The sequence below is a fragment of the Streptomyces sp. NPDC046915 genome (assembly GCF_040644935.1).
Classification (GTDB): Bacteria; Actinomycetota; Actinomycetes; order Streptomycetales; family Streptomycetaceae; genus Streptomyces.
Map to the genome: position 1 here is coordinate 196,690 of NZ_JBEYXB010000012.1, position 20,335 is coordinate 217,024.

At 68.4% G+C, this 20,335-nt stretch carries 19 protein-coding genes; 10 read left to right on the plus strand and 9 right to left on the minus strand.

Annotation, left to right across the window (positions count from 1 at the left end; all coding sequences use genetic code 11):
• Nucleotides 1–3: 3 nt before the first annotated feature.
• On the minus strand, nt 4–711 hold the full coding sequence (locus tag ABZ915_RS29490) for a TetR/AcrR family transcriptional regulator C-terminal domain-containing protein (RefSeq protein ID WP_361809500.1): 708 nt from the start codon (nt 709–711) through the stop codon (nt 4–6).
• Nucleotides 712–820: 109 nt separating this feature from the next.
• Here ABZ915_RS29490 and ABZ915_RS29495 point away from each other — a divergent pair, with 109 nt between their 5' ends.
• Nucleotides 821–2,011 carry an FAD-dependent monooxygenase gene (locus ABZ915_RS29495; protein ID WP_361809502.1) on the plus strand — a complete coding sequence of 397 codons (1,191 nt, stop codon included), beginning with the start codon at nt 821–823 and terminating at the stop codon, nt 2,009–2,011.
• Nucleotides 2,012–2,415: 404 nt separating this feature from the next.
• A complete protein-coding gene (locus ABZ915_RS29500) occupies nt 2,416–3,450 on the plus strand; it encodes an ROK family protein (RefSeq protein WP_361809504.1) in 1,035 nt (344 codons plus the stop codon).
• Between the two features lie 57 nt (nt 3,451–3,507).
• On the opposite strand, the gene ABZ915_RS29505 is transcribed toward ABZ915_RS29500, so the two are convergent.
• The 3 genes from ABZ915_RS29505 to ABZ915_RS29515 all read right to left on the minus strand — a co-directional run bounded on the left by ABZ915_RS29505 (nt 3,508) and on the right by ABZ915_RS29515 (nt 5,653).
• On the minus strand, nt 3,508–3,942 hold the full coding sequence (locus tag ABZ915_RS29505; RefSeq protein ID WP_361809506.1) for a septal ring lytic transglycosylase RlpA family protein: 435 nt from the start codon (nt 3,940–3,942) through the stop codon (nt 3,508–3,510).
• A 76-nt stretch (nt 3,943–4,018) separates the two neighbouring features.
• Entirely contained in the window at nt 4,019–4,873 is an 855-nt protein-coding gene (locus ABZ915_RS29510; protein WP_361809508.1) for a glycoside hydrolase family protein, read from the minus strand.
• A gap of 60 nt (nt 4,874–4,933) precedes the next feature.
• Entirely contained in the window at nt 4,934–5,653 is a 720-nt protein-coding gene (locus ABZ915_RS29515; RefSeq protein ID WP_361809510.1) for a chitinase, read from the minus strand.
• A 272-nt stretch (nt 5,654–5,925) separates the two neighbouring features.
• Between ABZ915_RS29515 and ABZ915_RS29520 the strand changes: the two genes are divergently transcribed.
• Together ABZ915_RS29520 and ABZ915_RS29525 are read left to right on the plus strand one after the other, a co-directional pair.
• Nucleotides 5,926–6,378, plus strand: coding sequence for a hypothetical protein (locus ABZ915_RS29520; protein WP_361809512.1), 453 nt, complete (start codon nt 5,926–5,928; stop codon nt 6,376–6,378).
• A 139-nt stretch (nt 6,379–6,517) separates the two neighbouring features.
• Complete coding sequence (locus ABZ915_RS29525) at nt 6,518–7,027, plus strand: CAP domain-containing protein (protein WP_361809514.1); 510 nt, start codon at nt 6,518–6,520, stop codon at nt 7,025–7,027.
• Nucleotides 7,028–7,113: 86 nt separating this feature from the next.
• Here the strand turns inward: ABZ915_RS29525 and ABZ915_RS29530 are convergent, their stop codons facing one another.
• From ABZ915_RS29530 to ABZ915_RS29545, 4 genes are all read right to left on the minus strand, one after another.
• Nucleotides 7,114–8,100, minus strand: coding sequence for a trypsin-like serine protease (locus tag ABZ915_RS29530; RefSeq protein WP_361809515.1), 987 nt, complete (start codon nt 8,098–8,100; stop codon nt 7,114–7,116).
• Nucleotides 8,101–8,166: 66 nt separating this feature from the next.
• On the minus strand, nt 8,167–8,988 hold the full coding sequence (locus ABZ915_RS29535) for a thaumatin family protein (protein WP_361809517.1): 822 nt from the start codon (nt 8,986–8,988) through the stop codon (nt 8,167–8,169).
• A 46-nt stretch (nt 8,989–9,034) separates the two neighbouring features.
• The gene (locus tag ABZ915_RS29540; RefSeq protein ID WP_361809519.1) at nt 9,035–10,237 is read right to left on the minus strand and encodes a beta-1,3-glucanase family protein; all 1,203 of its coding nucleotides are present in this window, start codon (nt 10,235–10,237) and stop codon (nt 9,035–9,037) included.
• A gap of 163 nt (nt 10,238–10,400) precedes the next feature.
• Nucleotides 10,401–11,876 carry a sulfatase gene (locus ABZ915_RS29545; RefSeq protein ID WP_361809521.1) on the minus strand — a complete coding sequence of 492 codons (1,476 nt, stop codon included), beginning with the start codon at nt 11,874–11,876 and terminating at the stop codon, nt 10,401–10,403.
• Between the two features lie 279 nt (nt 11,877–12,155).
• Here ABZ915_RS29545 and ABZ915_RS29550 point away from each other — a divergent pair, with 279 nt between their 5' ends.
• From ABZ915_RS29550 to ABZ915_RS29560, 3 genes are all read left to right on the plus strand, one after another.
• Nucleotides 12,156–12,956 (plus strand): AraC family transcriptional regulator, encoded by an 801-nt coding sequence (locus tag ABZ915_RS29550; RefSeq protein WP_361809523.1) that lies wholly within the window; start codon nt 12,156–12,158, stop codon nt 12,954–12,956.
• 105 nt (nt 12,957–13,061) lie between these two features.
• The gene (locus tag ABZ915_RS29555) at nt 13,062–13,778 is read left to right on the plus strand and encodes a response regulator transcription factor (RefSeq protein WP_361809525.1); all 717 of its coding nucleotides are present in this window, start codon (nt 13,062–13,064) and stop codon (nt 13,776–13,778) included.
• On the plus strand, nt 13,775–15,274 hold the full coding sequence (locus tag ABZ915_RS29560) for a HAMP domain-containing sensor histidine kinase (RefSeq protein ID WP_361809527.1): 1,500 nt from the start codon (nt 13,775–13,777) through the stop codon (nt 15,272–15,274). The genes ABZ915_RS29555 and ABZ915_RS29560 overlap by 4 nt, the downstream gene beginning before the upstream one ends.
• 272 nt (nt 15,275–15,546) lie before the next feature.
• On the opposite strand, the gene ABZ915_RS29565 is transcribed toward ABZ915_RS29560, so the two are convergent.
• Nucleotides 15,547–16,599 carry an Lrp/AsnC family transcriptional regulator gene (locus ABZ915_RS29565; RefSeq protein WP_361809529.1) on the minus strand — a complete coding sequence of 351 codons (1,053 nt, stop codon included), beginning with the start codon at nt 16,597–16,599 and terminating at the stop codon, nt 15,547–15,549.
• 171 nt (nt 16,600–16,770) lie between these two features.
• Here ABZ915_RS29565 and ABZ915_RS29570 point away from each other — a divergent pair, with 171 nt between their 5' ends.
• The 3 genes from ABZ915_RS29570 (at nt 16,771) to ABZ915_RS29580 (ending at nt 20,264) form a co-directional block, all read left to right on the plus strand.
• On the plus strand, nt 16,771–17,487 hold the full coding sequence (locus tag ABZ915_RS29570) for an SDR family NAD(P)-dependent oxidoreductase (RefSeq protein ID WP_361809531.1): 717 nt from the start codon (nt 16,771–16,773) through the stop codon (nt 17,485–17,487).
• A 295-nt stretch (nt 17,488–17,782) separates the two neighbouring features.
• A complete protein-coding gene (locus ABZ915_RS29575) occupies nt 17,783–19,072 on the plus strand; it encodes an ROK family transcriptional regulator (RefSeq protein WP_361809533.1) in 1,290 nt (429 codons plus the stop codon).
• 13 nt (nt 19,073–19,085) lie between these two features.
• A complete protein-coding gene (locus ABZ915_RS29580) occupies nt 19,086–20,264 on the plus strand; it encodes an acyl-CoA dehydrogenase family protein (RefSeq protein ID WP_361809535.1) in 1,179 nt (392 codons plus the stop codon).
• Nucleotides 20,265–20,335: the final 71 nt, after the last annotated feature.

Sequence of the window (20,335 nt, forward strand, 5' to 3'; positions counted from 1 at the left end):
GTCCTATCCGCGCGGCCGCTGAGCCACGCGCCGTGCGATCAGTGCCTCCAAGCCGTCCAGGATGCGCTCGACTCCGAAGGTGAGAGCCTGATCCCGGCCCTCGGCCGCGGAGGTCATCGCGGTCCGCAGGGACGGGTAGTCGTCGCCGTGCTCCCGCAGCACACTGTCGAGGGCCGCGATGAGCTGTGCCTCGGCACCCTTCGCTCCACTGGCGCGCGAGTGCTGGGCGATGCCGCGGACGTGACTGGACAGCAGGACGACCGCGTCCAGCCGCTCACTGCCCGTGAGGTCCTTGCCGTCCAGTGCGGTGAGGGCCCGTTCGGTCCAGGCCGTTTCCTTCGGGCCCATCAGGCGTGGGCCCACCGTCGCGTCCAGCAGCCAGGGGTGCCGTGCGAAGACCTGGAAGAGGGCCTGGGACCAGTCGGTAAGGCGCGACCGCCAGTCGCCCGCCGAGGGTTCCGGCGGGGCGGTGATCGCCGTCTCGACCATCAGCGCGACCAGTTCCGCCTTGCCCGGGACGTACCGGTACAGCGACATCTTCGTCTTGCCGAGCAGTTCCGCGACCCGTTGCATCGAAAGGGCCGCCAAGCCCTCCGAGTCCGCGATCCCGATCCCGGCGCGTGCGATGCCGTCCAGGCTCAGCGCAGGCCTGGGGCCGCGCCTTGGCTGCGGGTGCGGGCCCCAGAGCAACCGCATCAGTTCGTCCGCCACGGCTTCTCCCCTCCCGTCCCTTCGGACTTGCCAGCCGCCGAAAACTGTGTCTATCGTACACAAAAATAAACAGCGTCCATCGGACACAGTTAGAGGAGGGGTGGGTTCCATGGGCAAGAAGGTCCTGATCTCCGGTGCGAGCATCGCCGGTCCCGCGCTGGCCTACTGGCTCGGCCGCCACGGCTTCGAGGTGACGGTTGTCGAACTGGCCCCGCACCTGCGCAAGGGCGGGCAGTCCGTCGACTTCCGCGGCGACACGCACCTGACCGTGCTGGAACGCATGGGCGTGCTCGACGAGCTCCGCCGGGTCCAGACCGGCGGCAGCCCCATCACCTTCGTCGACGAGACCGGGCGGGCCCGGCTCCGTCTGCCCGCCGAGTTCGCCGGCGGCGACATCGAAGTACTGCGCGGCGACCTCGCCCGCATCCTCCACGCACACAGCCTGCCGTACGCCGAGTACCGCTTCGGCGAGTCCGTCGCCGAGCTCCGGCAGGACGACGCCGGCGTCCACGTCCGGTTCCGCAGCGGCGCGGCCGGCACCTTCGACCTCGTCATCGGAGCCGACGGGCTGCACTCCAATATCCGTCGTCTCGCCTTCGGGCCCGAGGAGCAGTACGTCACCCACCTCGGGTACTACGCCGCCGCCTGGAGCCTGCCCAACCACCTCGGTGTCGGCTTCGGGGAGGGGTCCGTCGGCGTCAACGTGCCCGGGCGTTTCGCCGCTGTCGGCACGGGCAAGCAGGATCCGCAGACAGCCGGAGCCTTCTTCGTCTTCGCCGCGGATCAGCTGATCTACGACCGCCACGACCAGGAGCGGCAGAAGGCGATCATCGCCGAGGCCTTCGCGGGGATCGGATGGCAGGTGCCGCGGCTCCTGGCGACCCTGAGGGAGGCGGACGACCTGTACTTCGACTCCATCAGCCGCGCCGACGTCCCGAGCTGGTCCAACGGGCGCGTCGCCCTGGTCGGCGACGCCGCGTGCGGGGCCACCATCGGCGGCATGGGCACCGGCACCGGTATCGTCGCCGCGTACGCGCTCGCCGGCGAACTGACAGCGGCCGACGGTGACCACGCCGCCGCCTTCACCCGCTACGAGGGCCTCCTACGGGAGTACGCCCAGCGCTGCCAGAAGGGCGGCGACCGTACAGGCAGGTTCCTCGCCCCGGGCAGCTTCGGACTCCGCATGCGCAACTGGACGCTGAGCCGGCCCCGCATCCTCAACTGGATGCTGGCGGAGGGCAAGAAGGTGACCGGCATCGACCTGCCTGAATACCGACAGCTCGAGGCCTCGCTGGGCTAGCTGGAACTGGGGCGTCCCGTGCGGCGCCACGGTTGTCGGCGTTGCCCGATCGAGCACCCGTGAGGGCCCGCGTCGCACCCGACGGGCCGTCACATCGGAAGCCACAGAATTCCCACAAAGACATCCCTTAGCTTCGCGCCGCACAAAGGACGGACTCCTCCGACCTTCCACGTCACAGCTGTGCTCGAAGACGGGACATACCTTCCGCAATGCTGACTGAGACGACACCGACCTCCGCCCCACCGCGCATGCCGCGACAGCACGGGAATCCGCCCCGGTCACGCCAAGGACATGAGGCCCTGTTGCTCCGCCTGCTGCGTGAGCACGGTCCGCTGACGCGAACAGAGTTAGGCACCCTGAGCGGGCTGTCCCGCACCACGCTCTACGACGCCGTCGGAGCGCTCATGGACAATGGCAACGTTGTCGCCTCGGTGCCGGAGGCGGCCCGGCGCAAGCGAGGTCGCCCGGCGGAGGTGCTAGCCCTGAACCCCGGGGCCGGTCAGTTGCTCGGCGTCGAGTTCGCGCGGCGGGCGGTACGGGTGGCCGTGATGGACGCGGCACGCGAGATCACCGGCACCGCGAGTGAGCCACACGCCCAGGACACCCCGTGTCAGGCCCGCGTCGACCTCGCGTGGCGGCTGGCGGACGGGCTGACGGGAGGGACGCTGCGACCGGGCACCCTGACCGGCATCGGCGTCGGAGTGGTCGGACCGGTCGGCGCTCCGGGCCGCAGCCCGCTGTGGGCGCCTCGGCACGACACGATTGCGGCGCTGGTGCGCGAGCGCTTCGGCGCACAGGTGCTGATCGACAACAACACCCGGCTGGCCACCCTGGCCGAGACGATCTGGGGAGCCGCCGCGGGCGAGCAGAACGTGCTGTACCTGCGGTTGTCGCACGGCGTCGGCGGCGGACTCGTGATGGCCGGCACACTGCACCGCGGCGCCCACGGCCGCTCCGGGATGTTCGGCCACATCTCCGTGGACCCCGACGGCGAACCCTGCGAGTGCGGCGGCACCGGATGCCTCGAGACGGTGGCCTCGATCGGAGCCGTACTCGACGCCCACCGCGCCGCCGGAGGTACGGCGGCAGACGTCCCGGAGCTGGTCGCCGCGCTCGCATCGGGCGACGAGGCCGCACATGCCGTTCTGGCACGGGTCGGCGCGCACATCGGCAGGGTGCTGGCCGATGTGAGCCACGCTGTCGGACCGGACGTGATCGTGGTCGGCGGTGAGCTGGTGGACGCCGGCCGGGCACTCTTGGAGCCGATCGAACGCACGCTCAATACGCACGTCGCGTGCGGCTCGTACGGGGTGCCACGAGTGGTTCCGGCCGGACTCGGCGATCCAGGCACCGCCCTCGGCGCCATCGCCCTGCTCCAGCAGCACACGGAACACGGAGCGCCCGGGCTGCAGGAGACAACCCGGGCACCCTTGCCGTGACGCGGAGACGTCAGCCGCTCGGGCAGCCGATCAGCCGGCAGCCCGTCGGCGGCGGGGTCAGTTCAGTACCTTCTGCCGGACGACGATGTGACCGGCGTCGGGGTTGAGGCTCCCGCCGAGCCTGCTGAAGGCGCCGTCTGTCAGGTCCAGGCACTTGGGTTCCTGCTTGGTGTGCTTGAACGTGCCACGGTCGTTGATGCGCACGACCAGGGACTTGCCGTTCGCCACGTTGGTGACCTTCACCCGGGTGCCGAAGGGCAGCTGGTGCTTGCGGGTGAGCGAAGTCGCCGCGGTGTTCTTGCTGTTGTCGAAGATGTCACCGTTGGACGTGGTGCTGCCGGCGGGTATCGGGCCGTAGTGCGTCGCCCAGCACTTCGGGCTGCGAGCCTGCGCGGAGTCGGTCGCGGCGGAACTCGCCGGAGCGAGGGTGACCAGCATGGTCACTGCGACCGCTCCGGCCGCGAGGGAGGCGTGCAGGATCCGCTTGCTCATGTTCATTGCCTCATTTCTCTAGATTTCTCGTGTCGTAGGACCCGAGGGTTTCGGAATGGAGGGCGAGGGACTTTGTTCAGCCCGCCGCGCGATAGGCGGCGCCCACCCGGTTGGCCTTCGCACCGTGGTAGAGGCCGGTGCCGTCGCCGTGGTCCGTGGAGAGGGTGAACCACGCGTACCGGCGGACGTAGGACAGGTGCTGGAGCATGGCCGTCGACTTCTTCACGAATGCGGCCTGCTGCGCCTTGCTCGGATAGCGAGGGGTGCCGGACGAGAAGTCGATCAGGGCGTATTCGGTGAGCCAGATCGGCTTCTTGTAGCGCTTGTGCACGGCCTCGAGATAGCTGCGCAACTGTCCTGTCGCCCGCTGGGCGTTGAAGTCCGCGCCGTACCAGTGCAGGGGGATGAAGTCGACCCGGTAGTGGCGGGCGGCGGCGCCCTTCATGAACCGGTCCAGCCAGCCGCCGGCGACATTGCCGCCGGTGGCCACGGCGGGAGCGCCAAGCCGCAGACCGGTCGACTGCAACCGGGGCCACAGGTCGAGAGCCTGGTCCACGGTCATGTGGGCCTGATCCGACCTGTCCGGCTCGTTGAAGCCGAGCAGGATTTTGCCCTGCTTCTTGGCTCGGCCGAGCTCCTTGTTCGTCACCGAGCCCGCGTCATGGATCATGGGCACGAACTCGACACCGCGCGGCGGCTTGATTCCGCCCTTGCTCGAGGACCAGGTGTAGAACCAGCCGGAGTTCGAGTCGGCGAGCGCCTTGGTGACGCCATTGAACTTCCAGGCGCTGATGCCTTTCTTCTTCGCCGCGGAGGCGGCGGCAACAGAATGGCCACCGGCCGCGAACGCAGTGGGCGCGGCGCCCTGACTACCGGCCACGAGCAGGGCCGAGAGCACGAACGGCAGGGCGAGGACGCGTATTTTCCGCATGGCGTATCCCTATTGAGAGGCGAGGGTTTCTGGCCCGGGAGTCCGGGGGTCATGCGGACGTCAGCAGCTGAGGTGCTGGCCGGCGCCGACGTGGAGCATCTTGGTGAACTTCTTGTACTTCGCGATCCGGTCCTGCATCTCGGCCGCATTGTTGCCGTTGCACTCGAGGCCGCCGTTGATGCTGCGGATGGTCTCGCCGAAGCCGCCGCTCTTGACCATCGCGTGGTGCGGCGTCATGGTGCCGGGGCCGGACTGGGTCATCCAGTACCAGAGCGCGAGCTTCCAGGTGACGACGGGGTTCTTCGCCGCGAGGTTCGGGTGGTTGAGCAGGTCGACGTGGAACGCGTCGCCGGCGGCCTTGTAGTTGTAGTTCCAGCTGATCTGGAGCGGGCCGCGGCCGTGGTACGCGGACTGGCCGGCGGGGCAGCCGTACGGCTCGGGCTGGCAGTAGGTCGACCAGTTGGCCTTGTTCTGCTCGTTGATGTAGATCAGGCCGCTGGTCTCGTGGCTCACGTTCGCGAGGAAGGCTGCGGCCTCACGCTTCCTGGTCTTGGCGTTGCCCGTGTGCGCGAAGGCCGGGAACGCCTTCATCGCCTTGACCAGGCCCTCGTAGCTGTAGAGCTTCTTGTGGCGCGGGAACATCTTGTTGTACTGCGCCTTGCTGACGACGAAGCCGCCCCTTTGCTGTGCGGCGGACGCCGTGCTGGCGCTCAGATTGATCGCGGATACCGCTATCAGTACGGCGGTGAGCACGGCGTAGAGAGCGCGTAGCTTTCGCATGCGGGAAACTCCTTGGAGTAAAAGCGGGTTGCCCATCGGGAATCCGACGACGAAGCTACCTGCCCCCGCCCGGCGAAAGCGCTCATAAATTGCTGCGGGATCAGCAGTTGTTGCTCGGAGAGTTCGAGCGCAACAACTGCGGGCGGAACAGCAAGAATTCACAACGAGGCGGAGGGCTGTCAGGCAGTATGCGGCGCATGACGATCGTATAATCCTAGGCGACTGTCGCCGGTCCCTTTGATCGGCATCCTCGTTCCATTCAGAGGGAGTTCATGCGACCGATCATCAACCGTGCAGGGCGTGACTTCGAGAGCGAGGCCCTGGTCGTACGCACGGACTACTCGGACGACGAGGCGTGGCGAGCAGTCGTCACACTCCTCGATCAGTCCGACGGCGAGTTCGAAGTCCGCAACCACCTGGTGGACGACCGTGCCTATGCCGGAGCAAGCCCTGATGAAGTGGCCCTGTCCGCCCAAGTCGCGGACCCGGGACTCGAAGTGGTGTTCCTGGCCGACACCGCCACGATGACGGGCGACCACAGCCTCCTCGCAGTCTCCACCAGACCCGAGGAACTGGAAGAGGGCGACGAGGAACTCGGTTGCTCGTTCCGCCTGTTGCCCACGCTCGTCAACACGGTGCACGTGAATCTGGCCATCGGGCACCTGGACTTCTGGGAGTTCGCATACCACGCGGTGCGCACCCCGGACAAAGTCCTGCGCCGGTGAGTGGGGGCCGGTCACTCTCCGGTCAGCACGACAGGCAGCAATAGCGGCCGGTCTCGCAGCAATTTGAATGCGCGGTAGCAGGACGCTGCCGGATAGCTTCAGGCACCCCTCCCGCTTTTACCTTGATTGGAGAGAACTCTTGGCGATTTACAGCTATTTGGCGACGGCTCTTGCGGGCACGGTCGCGTCCGCCGTGCTGCTGACGGCCCCGGCCTCGGCGGCGCCCGGCTCCGCGTCCGCGGCCCCCGGCTCCGCCTCGATGCAGAAGGCAGTGGTCAAGTTGACCAACGCCGAACGCAAGAAGGCGGGTTGCCCGGCGCTCAAGATGAGGCCGGCCCTGTACAAGGCCGCGCAGCGCCACACGGCGGACATGGCGCGGAACCACTACGTCGGGCACACCGGCTCCAACGGCAGCACACTGGTGGACCGGGTCGAAGCAGCGGGCTACACCGGCTGGAGCTCACTGGCGGAGAACGTCGCGGCCCGTCAGGTCACCGCCGCCGACGTGGTCAAGGCGTGGATGAAGTCGCCGGGTCACCGGGCGAACATCCTCAACTGCTCGCTCAGGCACATAGGCGTCGGCTACGTGAAGGCGTCCGCCTCCGCGGGCGGCCCGTACTGGACACAGGACTTCGGCGCGAAGTTCTGAACCGACACGCCGGACCCGACATATGGGCCGGCCGCCCCGCGGAAGGGTTCGCGGGGCGGCCGGCTCGTGCAACAGGGGTTGGAGGGTCAGCCCCCGCTCGCTTTGCGGTAGAGCTTCTTGGCGTCGTTGCCCAGGTGGGGGTGGAACTCCGTCGTGCCGTTGCCGACGCTGATGTTGCCGACGAGGTAGCCGGAGCCGGTCGCCGCCTTGAATCCGGCGAGGAAACCACCACCGCTGGCCCCGAAGGACTGCACGCAGTCGATGCCCCACATCGTGGACCCGGGGCGCGTGGTGTCGGCGTGCTCCTTGCCCTGGCAGTGGTTCAGCCGCTCCCCGTTGCCCTCGGCAGGGGTGCCGCCGTAGCCGAAGGAGTGGACATGGCGTCCGGTCGGCGAGTTGAACCTGATGCCCTGTGCGCCCACGGTGCCGGCCAGCGTGTGGCCGTCGAGCTTGCGCATACGGGCGAAGGCGAAGTCCCAGTTGTCCCGGCTGTCCGAGGTGACGTAGCGCTTCAGGTGGAAGAGCTTCTGCGCGGTGAAGGTGCCGTAGGGGCGTTTCTTGTGGGCGTAGCCGGGGATGAAGACCCATCTGCGGTAGCCCTGGCCGGTCGCGGGGTCGACCACGCAGTGCGCCGCGGTGAGGACTACGGACTCGTTCCTGCTGCTGGCGACGGTGGCCGAGCAGGCGAACGTGCTGCCTGCGGAGTTCTGGAAGAACGCCTTGCCCGAGGTCCTGCGGATCAGCCCGCCGCGCTTCCACGGGGTGGGTGAGGACGCGAGGGCGGATGCCGAGGCATGCGCCGGGATCGGGGGAACGGTCAGCTCCGGGCCGTCGTCGGCCGGGGTGGAGGAGGGGACAGCGGTCCCTCCCGTGGCGGCTGCGACCGTGACGTCCTGGGCCGCGCGCAGGCGTGCGTCGGTCCAGAACCTCAGTGCCGCGTCCTGCTCCTGGTCGGAGAAGGAGGTGACCCGTGTGTCGTCATGGGTGGACGCCGCGGGTTCGGCATGCGCGGGGAGCGTCCAGCCCACGGCGGCGAGCGTGAGTGTGCTCACGAGCACGGCGGTGCGTCTCATGTGATGGGTTCCTCGAGTGTCATGTGGTGGGTTTCGTCGGCACTCCGCAGCGAGCGGCCGGAGCGACTACCAGAAGGTCACGACGAAGCCCTTGCACTTGCCGCACTGCCGCATCGTCTTGTTGCCGGTCTCCGTGTCCTGCTTGGACCAGGCGTACGCCTTGGGGCAGTGCTTCTTGATGGCATCGCTGTAGGCGGACTGGGCATCCCGGCTCGGGTTCACGCACAGCACCGTCTTCCCTGCGGCGTTGTGCACCCGGTCGGCCTTCGGGCAGTTGCGGAGAAGGTTCTTCCGGCAGCCCTGCTTCGAGCAGGAGCCGTTCTTGGTGACTTTCTCGGCGCCCTTGGGCGCGATCGTGATCGGCAGCGAGAAGGCGTTGACGTAGCTGACGTCGTACCAGGGCGCCTTCTTGTCCTTCTTGTCGAAGTTGAATTCAGCGAGACTGACCGGCTGTTCGCCCGTCTTGCAGCGCTTCGCCAAATTTCCGCAGTCGCCGATGGCGCAGTGGAAGGTACTCCCCGACTTGCCCGAACACCCCTGGCGGGCAAAGAACTTGCCACGCCAGTGGTGGGGCGCCTTGTTCTCCGGAATCGTCACGGTCGCCGACTGCCCCGGTTTGAGCACCGGCAGCGACTTCAGATTCTTCGAATTGCCGTCGGGCTCCCCCTTGTTGACAGTGCTGCCGATCCACAGCTTCTTTCCTGACCGGTTGACGAACGTCACCGTGTGGGCGCCGGCAGCCGCACTCGCCTCGGGTGCGGCGACGGTGGCGGCGGCGGGCACGGTGCGGGAATCGTCGGCCACAGCGGTGTGTGCGGCTCCGGCGGACGCGACGGCCGGCATGAGACACAGCACGGCCGCCAGAAGCAACTCACGGAATTTCTTCACCTGGTACTCCCTCGGTGGTCGCTTGTTGCACGCGAGAGCGGGCGTCTCAGAAGGGGGTCAGCGTCAGGTGCATGTGCTGGGGCCTGGGGTCCTCGATGTAGGAGGCCCAGTCGGCGACGTCGTCGAAGGCGAAGCCGTAGGCCTTGCCGTTGCTGGTCGCGGCGTGGATGGCCTTGGCGTAGTGGTTGGTCACGGCGGTGTCGTAGAAGGTGGCCGCGCGGGTGGTGGGCTGCTTGCTGTGGCTCAGCAGCGTCGAGCGGTTGAACGCGGCGCCCAGGGCGGCGGCGACGGGGCCGGTGATCCCGTCGTTGGGGGCGGCGAGCGCCCCGTCGCAGAAGAGCACGTCACGGGTGGAGGGCTTGGAGAAGGAGACCTGCGCGGGGCCGCTGAAGGTGAGCTGGCCGTTCCTGACCTGGCCGGTGAAGGTGCCCGCGTTCGTCCTGACGACAAGGTTCTTGTTCTGGTAGGTGTGCCACACCTTGTCGATGTAGTGGTCGAAGTAGTGCTCGGGGAACCGGCCGGCGTCGAGGCCGTGGCTCGGGGCGATGACGCGCCGGTCGGCAATGACGAGGCGCTTGAAGTCCGGGTGGTTCCTCAGGGCGTTGAAGACCTTGGCGCGGCCGCCGGCGGGCAGCCGGCCGGTGCTGTGGTTCTTCGCTCCGTTCAGCCCGATCATCATCGGAACGCTGAACATGTCCACCATGGTGGTGTTGCAGTGCATGCCGGACGCGTCGTGGGTGAACTCCACGAAGTCGTGCAGCACGGAGTAGTTGGGGTCGGACTCCACCCAGCCGGCCGGCTGTTGAAGACCGATCTTGCCGTCGGCGCCCCTGACGGCCTTGAACTTCAGCTTGTGGCCGAGGGCCACGTAGATGCGTCCGGACATGTGCGGCAGTCGCAGCTTGGTCGCGCCGTGGGCGGCCAGCGGGATGGAGTAGTCGGTGAAGCCGCCCGCGTGGTTGTCGGAGAGCTTGACGGGGGCCAGGGTGCCGCGCCGGGTGAGCCGTACCTGCCGGTCTCCCTTGCTGCCCACGACGTACAGGTGAACCTTGCCGTTGGCGAACTTGCCGCTGCTGTTGACGACCGTGAGCGGCAGCCCCCCTCGCGCGGCCTCGGCGGCCGGGTCGGCGCCGTCGGAGTCGGCGAAGGCGCGCGGGGCGGCGGAGACGATCGCGGATCCGGCTACGGCACCCGCCATCGAGGCGAGCGCCCTCCGGCGGGTGGGCGGGTGGGCGTCGGACGAGAACATGCGGAAATTCCTCTCTCCAGTGCTGTGTGTGACGTAACACGGGTGGGGACACGGGCGCGCGCGGACGCCCGCCCACGCGGTGCCCTGGCAGCGGAGGGCGGCCAGGGCACCCATGGGAGTCTTGACGGGCCGGCCCGGTAGGCGCCCGGTCGGTCCTGACGGGCTACGGGTGTCCGGCGCTCCAGCAGCCGTCGCCGTGGCAGTTCTTCAGCCCGGTCAGCGCGTCGTGCAGCTTCGCGAGGCGGGCCCGGCTCAGCTGTCCGGCGATGTTGTGCAGCTCGTCGGGGTCGGTGCTCAGGTCGTAGTACTCCTTCGCGCCGCTGTCGTACTCGACGTAGGTGTAGGAGTTGGTGCGCATGGCGTGGTAGTTCGGCGGGCTGACGCTCTCTGTGCCGTGGTTGTCCGGGTCGTCATGAGCCGGCTTGGCGTGGCGGTGCTCGATCAGGTTGGCCGTGCGCCAGCCCGCGTCCGATCCGCCGTCCAGGAGGGGGAGCATGCTGTGCCCGTCCACCTTGGACGACACCGCGGCGCCGCCGATCTTCTCGAAGGTGGGCGCGAAGTCGATGTTCGACACCTGGGCGTGGCTCGTCCGTCCGGCCGCGACATCGGGTCCTGCGATCACCAGCGGCACGCGGACGTCGGTGTCGAAGGCCGTCTGCTTGCCCGCCTTGAGCCGGTGCTCACCGAGGTGGAAACCGTTGTCGGAGCTGAAGACGACGTAGGTGTTGTTGGCGACATGGGCGTTGGTCAGGCTCTGGCGCAGCTTGCCGAGCATCTTGTCGACCGCCTGGAGCGACTGTGCCCGCTTGCGGAACTTCTTGTCGATCGCGGTCTTCTCGCTCTGGGTCAACGGGTTCTGCCGGGCCAGCCACGGCGGCGCGTTGGTCGGGAGCTTGTCGAAGGCGGGGCCCTGCGGCGCCGTCAGGCCGGGGAAGTCCTTCTTGTCCCGGCGGGCCGGCTTGGACGGACCGTGCGGTGTGAAGAGGGCGACCTCCAGCATGAACGGCTTGTTCGCCGCCGCGGACTTCTTGATGAAGGACTGGCCCTTCTTGCTGAGGACGTCGGTCAGATAGTCCTTGTTCTTCTTGCCGTGGGGTTCCATCTTGTGGTTGTGGGCGAGCTTGTAGTTGTACTCCGGGTAGCCGTTGCCGACGACGTCCCACTGGCTCCAGCCCTGCGGCACGTACGGCTGCTGGCCGTCGACGGTGGACTTGGGGTCGTAACCGTTGAGGTACTTGCCCATCATCGCGGTGCGGTAGCCCTTGGCCTTCAGGGCGGCGGCGAAGGTGTCCTTCTCCAGGCCGTTGTCGTGGAAGGCTTTGAAGCCGCCGTTGGACCCTGCCGTGTTGCTGAGGACGCCGGTGTTGTGCGGGTACTCGCCGGTGAAGATGGACGAACGGGACGGGCAGCAGAGTGAGTTGCTGACCACGAAGTCACTGAACGACGTGCCCTGCGACTGGAGCTTCTGCACCTCGGGCATGTACTGGAGCAGATTCGTGGACATGTCGTCGGTGAGTACGAAGACGATGTTCGGCTTGTCCGCGGCTGCGGCTGTGACTGCGGATGCGGCTGGCTGCGTGGTGGGATCGGTGGCGTTGGTCGTCGCCCCGCTCACTCCGCTCTGGACGGAAAACACCATCGCTACCAAGCCGACCGCCAGGGTCAACAATTGACGAGTGCGAATCATGCAGGAAGCGTGTCAGCACGATTCCGCTCCGGTCAATATCAGCTCGCCTCTCACCGAATTATTCCGAGCCGAGGCCAATTAATCCGGCACCAGTCGCCTTGCGACCGCCTTCGATTTCCCTGCACTCTCTACACGGCACCTGCACCGAGAGCCGTGCGGAACCGGACGAGAGGAAACCGGGCGTTGGAGGTAACCAGCGGAGTGGGGGGCGCAACATGGCACTCCCTGCACGTGTGGAAGCAAACGTTCAAGAAGGGCGTCCACACGCTCCATGTGCCGTCGTCTCCAGGAATCAAACTAAATGCTCACCTGAGCGGGCTTCTGGAAATTCGCGAAGGTCACGACACACGGGCAGAAAAAGAGACTTTCTCACTTCCCGACGACGTGTGCATCATTCCCCCGATGCTGAGCCGGACGCTGGTCGTCGCACCGACGGGCGACGAGCCCGTGACGATCGCCACCCTCACCCTCTCGGTGGAGACGTTTCGCCGGTTCATCACCGAGGAGGACCTGAAGTCACGCGTCCCGTATCTGTGGGATCCGTACCCGGTGATGCGGTTCGACCCCCTCCTCGCCGCAATGGTGAAGGCGGTGGCGGCCGCGAACGAGGTCGGCGCGGATGATCTCTACGCGCAGTCGGCGGCGCAGTTCATCGTCGCTCATCTCCTCACACCGCACACCGCCGGCTCGGACAAGGCAGCCGGCGCGCTGAGCACACGGCAACTTGAGACGATTCTGTCCTATATGCGAGAGAACCTCGAACAACCGGTCTCGGTCGGCGACCTGGCGGCCCTGGTCTCCTTCAGTCGTTTCCACTTCGTGCGCTGCTTCAAGGCCACCACCGGATTAACCCCGTACCGATATCTCACCGAACTCCGGATCGACTTGGCCTGCAAGTATCTCGAGAATGGCAACGACACCATAGCCCGCATAGGGCGGCGCTGTGGATTCTCCGGTTCCGAGCACTTCTCGCGGAGCTTCCGCCGCATCATGGGCTGTACGCCGTCGCAGTACCGGACGATGCGCTCCTGACCGCTGAATTGCAGGACCTTCCCGAAGCGGTTTACGCTCCCTGGCAGCGGCGCGACGGGCCGGGCTGTTCGCGATGGCCGGCTTCACGGTGAAACCGAGGTGTGCATGGCAGACAAGACCGGGCGAATACTGGTGGTGGACGACGACGCGGCCATACGGCGGTCGCTCGAGCGGGGGCTGAGGCTGAGCGGCTTCACGGTGACGGTCGCGGACGGCGGTCGTACCGGTCTGGCGGAGGCTCGCGCCGGCCGCCCCGACATCATCGTCCTGGACGTCTCCATGCCCGACGTCAACGGCATCGACGTGTGCCGGGCCCTGCGCGACGACGGCGACGACGTACCCGTGCTGATGCTCTCCGCGCTGGACGAGGTGACCGACCGCGTGGCCGGTCTGCAGGCGGGCGGCGACGACTACCTCGTCAAGCCGTTCGCACTCCAGGAGTTGGTCCTGCGGCTGCACGCCCTGCTCCGTCGCCGCCCGCCGGCCGCCACCGGCCGGGTCCGCGCCGGCGGCCTCGTCCTCGACCCGTGCGCCCACCAGGCGATTCTGGACGACCAGCCCCTGCAACTGACCCGTCGCGAGTTCGCACTGCTCGAGGTCCTGGCCCGCAACGCCGGCATCGTGCTCACCCGCGAGCAACTACTGGACCGCGTCTGGGGATACGACTTCCAAGTCCGCAGCGACGCCGTCGACACCTTCGTCAGCTACCTGCGGCGCAAGCTGGAGGCAGGCGGCCGGCCCCGGATCCTGCACACCGTGCGCGGGGTCGGCTTCGTCCTGCGCACAGACGGCGAGGCCCTGCACATCGAGGGCGCGCCGTGAGACTGTCCACCCGTATCGCGCTCGCGGTCGGTGTGAGTGTGCCTGTGCTGGTCCTCGCTTCCGGCTGGCTGCTGCTGCACCTGGTGAGCATCGACCTGCACGCACACCAGGACGACCAGCTGCGTGCCCGTGCAACGGTCGTGGCCAGGAACGCCAAGGCATACCTGGATGTCGCCGACTCCGACCACCCGCTCCTGGAGCAGGTCCGCAGACAGCGACTGGTCAACTCCGCGCGGGATGTGGGCATCCGGCTCACCGGCCCGCAGGACACGATCTCGGCCGGCCCGCAGCCCGAGCCGGACCCCACGCTGCCCCACAACGCCCCGAACCCCGTCACCGTGACTTCCGGCGGCAAGGACTGGCTCGTCCTGTCGCTGCGCGTCGGTGCCGCGAAGGAGGGCACCACGCCGAATCTGTGGCTGCTGTCGCCGGACACCGCCGAGGACGAACTGGCACTGGTGCGCCAACGGGTGCTGACCGGTGCGCTGCTGGCCGCGGCACTCGCCGGGGCCGCCGCCTGGGCCATCGCCGCCCGGGCGGTTCGTCCGCTACGGCGGTTGCAGCGGCGTACCAGTGGCCTGGACCCCAGGACCAGCACCGCCCGCCTGGAGCACACGCCGACCCGGATCGCCGAGGTGGACGACCTGGCGCACACGCTGGAGACCGTGCTCGCCCGCTACGACGAACAGGTCGCACGCACCGGGGAGGCGCTGGCCACCGCCCGCGCGTTCGCCGCCACCGCCTCCCACGAACTGCGCACCCCCTTGATGAGCATGCGTACCAACCTCGACATCCTCACCGGCCACCCCGGCCTCGACCCCGAGGACCGGACGGAGGTGCTCGAGGACCTCGGGCGCGAACACGCCCGGCTGCTCGGGTTGCTGGTGATGCTGAAGGCGCTCGCGCAGGGCGACCTGATCGAGGCGGACGCGTTCACGTCGCTGGACCTCGCGGAGCTCGTGGAGGCGTCGGTCTCCGACCTGCGGCGCACACACCCCGACGCCGAAGTGTCCGTACGCGCCACCGCGGGAGTGCGCGTCCACGTCTGGGAGCAGGGGCTGCGCTCGGCGGTGGACAACCTGCTGATCAACGCCTGGACTCACGGCCGCGCCGAAGACGGCGTCGCCCGCGTCGAGGTGACCCTGCGTCCGCCGGGCGCCAGGCATCAGGCGACTGCCGTGCTCGTGGTGGACGACCACGGCCCCGGCATTGCTCCGGAGCGCCGTGAGGAGGTCTTCCAGCGCTTCCGCCGGGGCCCGGACAGTCCGGGTTCCGGCCTCGGCCTGACGCTGGTCGCCCAGCAGGTCGCCCTGCACGGCGGCCGGATCACCGTCTCGGACCGCCCTGACGGACGGCCCGGCACACGATTCGAGCTCTACCTGCCGGCCACGGGCATCCAGGAGGTGGAGTACACCCTGCCGCTGCTGCGCCGTGACTGGCTGACCGGCATCCCCGAACAGGCCCGGTTGGGCTTGTTCACCAAGCGCACCCGGTAGGCCCGACAAGAGGCTTCAGGCAACGCAACCATCGTGAATGCTCCAGTGAATGGTCGCCGGCATCGCCGCAACGAGGTTGAGACGGTCGTTGAAGCACGGCCTGGCGACCCTCGGCCTCGACGAGACCGTTGAGATCCTCGCGCGGCACCGCGGCGAGCACTACGCACCGGGGTCATCGTCGCGGCAGACCGGCTGGATCAATGGGGCACGATACGCGCGGGTGTCCTCCGGGCGGACAGAGCCGCCGAGCGGGCTGGTCGCGCCCCAGCCTCTCAGCGTCGCGCGCGAGCGCTGGACGGCTCGACGAGGCGATCGTCGAAGAGCCAAGTGCCGGCCTGCTTGACGTGCTTCAGCACGGGTGAGACCTCCATGCTCTGAAGTCCGGTGAGGGACCCGATGCGATCCGAAGTGAACTCGAACAGTTCGTCGAGGTCCCGGCAGTGTGCGACGGCGTGAATATTCCAGGGCCCCGAGATGGCTGCGGCGAAGGCGACCTCGGGTTCCTGCGCGAGTGTCCGGCCCGCGCTCTTCACCGCCGACGGGTGCACGCGGAGCCAGAGGTTGGCGCGAGCCTGATAGCCCAAGGCGGCTGCGGCAATCTCGACGTCGATGTGAACAACGCGGTGCTGGAGCAGAGCGTCAAGGCGTCGCGAGACGCGTCCCGGAGTGAGATCGGCGGCTGTGGCGAGATCCACGAGACTGGCGCGGCCATCTGCAGCGAGCGCATCGAGCATCTTCTCGTCCTCGGGGGTGAGGTGCAGGGGCTCGCGAGTGACGACCGGAGACTCGGTGAAAGGGGGCCCGCCGCTCCCCAGCGCTGCTTCCTCCTTCTGGGACAACGTGCCCCGCAGGGCGGACCAGTAGTGGCCGCGGCCTCCGAGGAACTGGCGGAGCATGGCGAAGGCGTTGATGTCGATCACCGCGGCCGTGCGGGGAAGCCGCTGCCCCAGGAGGTCCTCGCGCTGTTCCCGCGTCCGGGATTGCGTCACGCAGGTGATCTCGCAGCCCGCCGCGCTCAGGGCAACCCAGTTGACGTCGTCACGCCTGGCGAGCGCGTCGGCGATCGCCGAGCCACTGCCGGGGCGGCAGCGCAGTCGCACCAGCCACCTGCTCTGCCCCAGGGCGCCCGGGTTGACCACGCCGGCCACGCGGATGACACCGTCGGCGCGCAGGCGGCGATACCGACGGTTGACGGCGCTCTCGGTCAGGCCGAGGGCGGTCGCGATCGCGGCGAACGAAGCCCGCGGCGCGATCTGCAGCGCCCGAATGATTCGTACATCGTCAGGCTGTATCGAAGCGGATTCCGTCATGAGCGCCTTTGCCATATCGGCAATCCTACAAACGGGCGCTCGTGGCTCGCCTGCGATGGAGTGCGGACGAAACACTTGAGGCGCACGGGTTGAGGGGCCACAGCAGCGGCCGGCGCCCTGTGCCGATCCCGGGTGTCGACGATGCCCGAACGGAGTACAACGCTCGAAGAACGGAGATGACGCTGGATGTCATCGACTGGCACCGAACAACACCCACCGACCGCTCTCATCATCGGCGCCTCGCGCGGCCTCGGCCACGCGATGGCGGCGGAGTTCCTCGACAGGGGTTGGAACGTCGTCGGCACGGTTCGCGGCACCACTGCCCGAACGCCGCTGCACGATCTCGCTGACCACGCCGACGGGCGGGTGACCATCGAGCATCTCGACATCAACGACCCTGGCCGCCTGCCCCTGCTGCACGAACGTCTGGCGCAACGCCGACTCGACGTGCTCTTCGTCAATGCGGGCACCACCAACAATGAGCAGACACCCATCGGGGCGGTAGCGACAGCCGACTTCATCGACGTGATGGTCACCAACGCGCTCAGCCCCATGCGCGTCATCGAAGCCCTCGAAGACCTGGTGTCCCCGGCGGGACTCATCGGGGTGATGTCCTCCGGACAGGGCAGCATCACGAACAACACGACCGGCGGCCGCGAGGTCTACCGAGGGAGCAAAGCGGCCCTGAACATGTTCCTGCGGAGCTTCGCGGCCCGGCAGAGTGAGACGCAGCGCGCCTTCGTACTCATGGCGCCGGGCTGGATACGCACTGCCCTGGGTGGTCCGGATGCGCCGTTCACCATCGATGAGACCGTCCCCATGCTGGTGGACGTCCTGATCTCCCGACTGGACACGCCCGGCCTGGCGTATCTGGACCGCTTCGGCCGGACCGTCCCTTGGTAGACCCTGCGGCCCACTCGGCCTGCGCTGGCTCGACGGGGTGAGCGGGGCATTGCCGCGCCCCGACTGGCCCTCTTCGTCGCAGCGGCCCGAGGAATGCCACCCCGAAACTCGTCAGCGCTGACAGAAACGGCCTGCTCGTGAACCCGTGAGCGTCGTGTCCCACCCGACCGACCGTCACATCGCAGGCCCACAGAATTCCCACAAAGACGCCCCCTAGCTTCTCACGGCACAGGCGATGGACTCATCTCCGTCCTCCCACGCCACAGCTGTGCTCAATGAGGGGGTAGCTTCCGCCATGCTGACTGAGACGACACGAGCCTCCACCGCTCACGAGGCCCTGTTGCTCCGCCTGCTGCGCGAGCACGGTCCGCTCACCCGGGGAGAGTTAGGGACACTGAGCGGGCTGTCCCGCACCACGCTCTACGACGCCGTCGGAGCGCTCATGGACAACGGCACCGTCCTCGCCTCGGTGCCGGAGGCGGCCCGGCGCAAGCGGGGCCGCCCGGCGGAGGTGCTGGCCCTGAACCCCGAGGCCGGGCGGCTGCTCGGCATCGAGTTCGCGCGGCGGGCGGTGCGGGTGGCCGTGATGGACGGGGCGCACGAGACCGTGGTCACCGCGGGCCAACCGCACGAGCCCGGCATGCCGTGTCAGGCCCGCGTCGACCTCGCGTGGCGGCTGGCGGACGGGCTGACGGGAGGGACGCTGCGACCGGGCACCCTGACCGGCATCGGCGTCGGAGTGGTCGGACCGGTCGGCGCTCCGGGCCGCAGCCCGCTGTGGGCGCCTCGGCACGACACGATTGCGGCGCTGGTGCGCGAGCGCTTCGGCGCACAGGTGCTGATCGACAACAACACCCGGCTGGCCACCCTGGCCGAGACGATCTGGGGAGCCGCCGCGGGCGAGCAGAACGTGCTGTACCTGCGGTTGTCGCACGGCGTCGGCGGCGGACTCGTGATGGCCGGCACACTGCACCGCGGCGCCCACGGCCGCTCCGGGATGTTCGGCCACATCTCCGTGGACCCCGACGGCGAACCCTGCGAGTGCGGCGGCACCGGATGCCTCGAGACGGTGGCCTCGATCGGAGCCGTACTCGACGCCCACCGCGCCGCCGGAGGTACGGCGGCAGACGTCCCGGAGCTGGTGGCCGCGCTCGCATCGGGCGACCGGAGAGCGCATACGGTTCTGGCACGGGTCGGCGCGCACATCGGCAGGGTGCTGGCCAATGTCAGCCATGCCGTCGAACCGGACGTGATCGTCATGGGCGGTGAGCTGGTCGATGCCGGTCCGGCCCTGATGGAGCCGATCGAACACGCCCTGCACACGAATGTGGTGCGCGGCTCGTACGGGAGGCCGACGCTGCGTCCGGCCGGACTCGGTGATGCCGGCACCGCGCTTGGCGCCATCGCCCACGTGGTGCCCTCCCTGCAAAGGACAGCCCGGGCACCCATGGTGTTGGCGCGGGGACATCAGTTCGTGCCGGCTACCGCCGCGTCATCAGACGCACGCCGTCGCAGTGTCGGACGATGCGCACCCGCGGCCCCGGGCGACTCGCGGCCAGTGATGAGCGACGCGCGTGTTCAATGACGAAGGACCTGGCATGAGTACTGAATCGCGGAACGCTCCCGCGGCCGCCTGCGACGAGGAACTGGTGGAGCGGGCCCGCGCCGCGGCACGGACGCTGGATGCGAACGCCGCACGCACGGAGCATGATCTGCGTCCGGCTGCGGATTCCTTGGCGGCGGTCCGGCGGGCGGGACTGTTCGCGATGGCCGTGCCGCGCGATGCCGGTGGTGCCGGAGCCGGTCTGCGGACCCAGGTGCGGGTGATCGCCGAACTGGGGCAGGGGTGTCCGTCGACGGCATGGATCACCGCACTGTCCGCTGCCTTGAAGACCGTGTGCTCGCCGGTGTTCCCCGAGGCCGCCCGAGAGGTCATGTTCGCCGACCCCGACGCGATCGTCTGCGGTTCCACCACAGCGCTGAAGGTCCAAGGCGAGTCGACCGGTTACGGCTTCAGCGTCTCAGGACGGTGGCAGGCCGTCGCCGGCTGCGAGGACTCGGGGTGGGCGGTCCTCGCGGTACCCGTGCGCACAAAGGGGCAACCCGCCCTGCAATGCGCAGCGTTGGTCTCCACCCGGGACCTCACCGTCGAACGCACCCTGCCCACCACCGGCATGGCAGGAACGGGCAGTCACACGCTCCTCGCCCAGGACGTGGTGGTCCCCCCGGCCCACGTGGTGTTCCCTGCCTCCGAAGCAGACCGAGCCCCCGACCTTCCCGCCGCTTCGACGGCACTGCTCCGCACAGGCGTCGTCATGCTCGCCCCATTGCTCGGCGCCGCTCGCGGCGCCCAGCGCGCGATGGAGACAGGATCTGCGGACGTCAATGCCGCGGCATCGGCCGTCTGTCGTCCGCCGGCCCGGCCGTGGCTGACCGCCTGCCGGCTCCTCGACTCGGCAACAGGACGCGTTCTGCGCGTAGCGGATGCTCTCGGTGTCCAGTTCCATGCTCCTGCGAACTCCGTGTTCCTCCCCGCGCGGGAACACGCGCGGCTGCGGGCGGAGATGGTGTCCGCCGCGCAGGAGTGCCGGGAGGCTGTGGAGAGGATGCTGGACCTGCACAGCATGGGCGGCATAGCCCCGGACACCTCGCTGCGGCGCATGTGGCGCAACCTGGCGGTCATCATGCGCCACCCGCAGTTCAGCCCCCACACCCTCGCGGAGGACTACGGCCGGGTTCTGTTCGGTCCGCAGACAGGGGCCGCACCGATGCGGTGACCCGTTCCCTCACACAGCTCGTGGCACACCCGTTGACACCCCCCTACTTAATTTCTACTGTGTAGCAACCA

What these genes read in the sequence shown, in the direction of transcription:
- ABZ915_RS29545 (WP_361809521.1), bottom strand. Translation starts at nt 11,876, where the DNA reads ATGGTGTTTTCCGTCCAGAGCGGAGTGAGCGGGGCGACGACCAACGCC.
- ABZ915_RS29575 (WP_361809533.1), top strand. Translation starts at nt 17,783, where the DNA reads ATGCTGACTGAGACGACACGAGCCTCCACCGCTCACGAGGCCCTGTTG.
- ABZ915_RS29565 (WP_361809529.1), bottom strand. Translation starts at nt 16,599, where the DNA reads ATGGCAAAGGCGCTCATGACGGAATCCGCTTCGATACAGCCTGACGAT.
- ABZ915_RS29570 (WP_361809531.1), top strand. Translation starts at nt 16,771, where the DNA reads ATGTCATCGACTGGCACCGAACAACACCCACCGACCGCTCTCATCATC.
- ABZ915_RS29580 (WP_361809535.1), top strand. Translation starts at nt 19,086, where the DNA reads ATGAGTACTGAATCGCGGAACGCTCCCGCGGCCGCCTGCGACGAGGAA.
- ABZ915_RS29520 (WP_361809512.1), top strand. Translation starts at nt 5,926, where the DNA reads ATGCGACCGATCATCAACCGTGCAGGGCGTGACTTCGAGAGCGAGGCC.
- ABZ915_RS29515 (WP_361809510.1), bottom strand. Translation starts at nt 5,653, where the DNA reads ATGCGAAAGCTACGCGCTCTCTACGCCGTGCTCACCGCCGTACTGATA.
- ABZ915_RS29500 (WP_361809504.1), top strand. Translation starts at nt 2,416, where the DNA reads ATGGACAATGGCAACGTTGTCGCCTCGGTGCCGGAGGCGGCCCGGCGC.
- ABZ915_RS29555 (WP_361809525.1), top strand. Translation starts at nt 13,062, where the DNA reads ATGGCAGACAAGACCGGGCGAATACTGGTGGTGGACGACGACGCGGCC.
- ABZ915_RS29510 (WP_361809508.1), bottom strand. Translation starts at nt 4,873, where the DNA reads ATGCGGAAAATACGCGTCCTCGCCCTGCCGTTCGTGCTCTCGGCCCTG.
- ABZ915_RS29505 (WP_361809506.1), bottom strand. Translation starts at nt 3,942, where the DNA reads ATGAGCAAGCGGATCCTGCACGCCTCCCTCGCGGCCGGAGCGGTCGCA.
- ABZ915_RS29540 (WP_361809519.1), bottom strand. Translation starts at nt 10,237, where the DNA reads ATGTTCTCGTCCGACGCCCACCCGCCCACCCGCCGGAGGGCGCTCGCC.
- ABZ915_RS29530 (WP_361809515.1), bottom strand. Translation starts at nt 8,100, where the DNA reads ATGAGACGCACCGCCGTGCTCGTGAGCACACTCACGCTCGCCGCCGTG.
- ABZ915_RS29495 (WP_361809502.1), top strand. Translation starts at nt 821, where the DNA reads ATGGGCAAGAAGGTCCTGATCTCCGGTGCGAGCATCGCCGGTCCCGCG.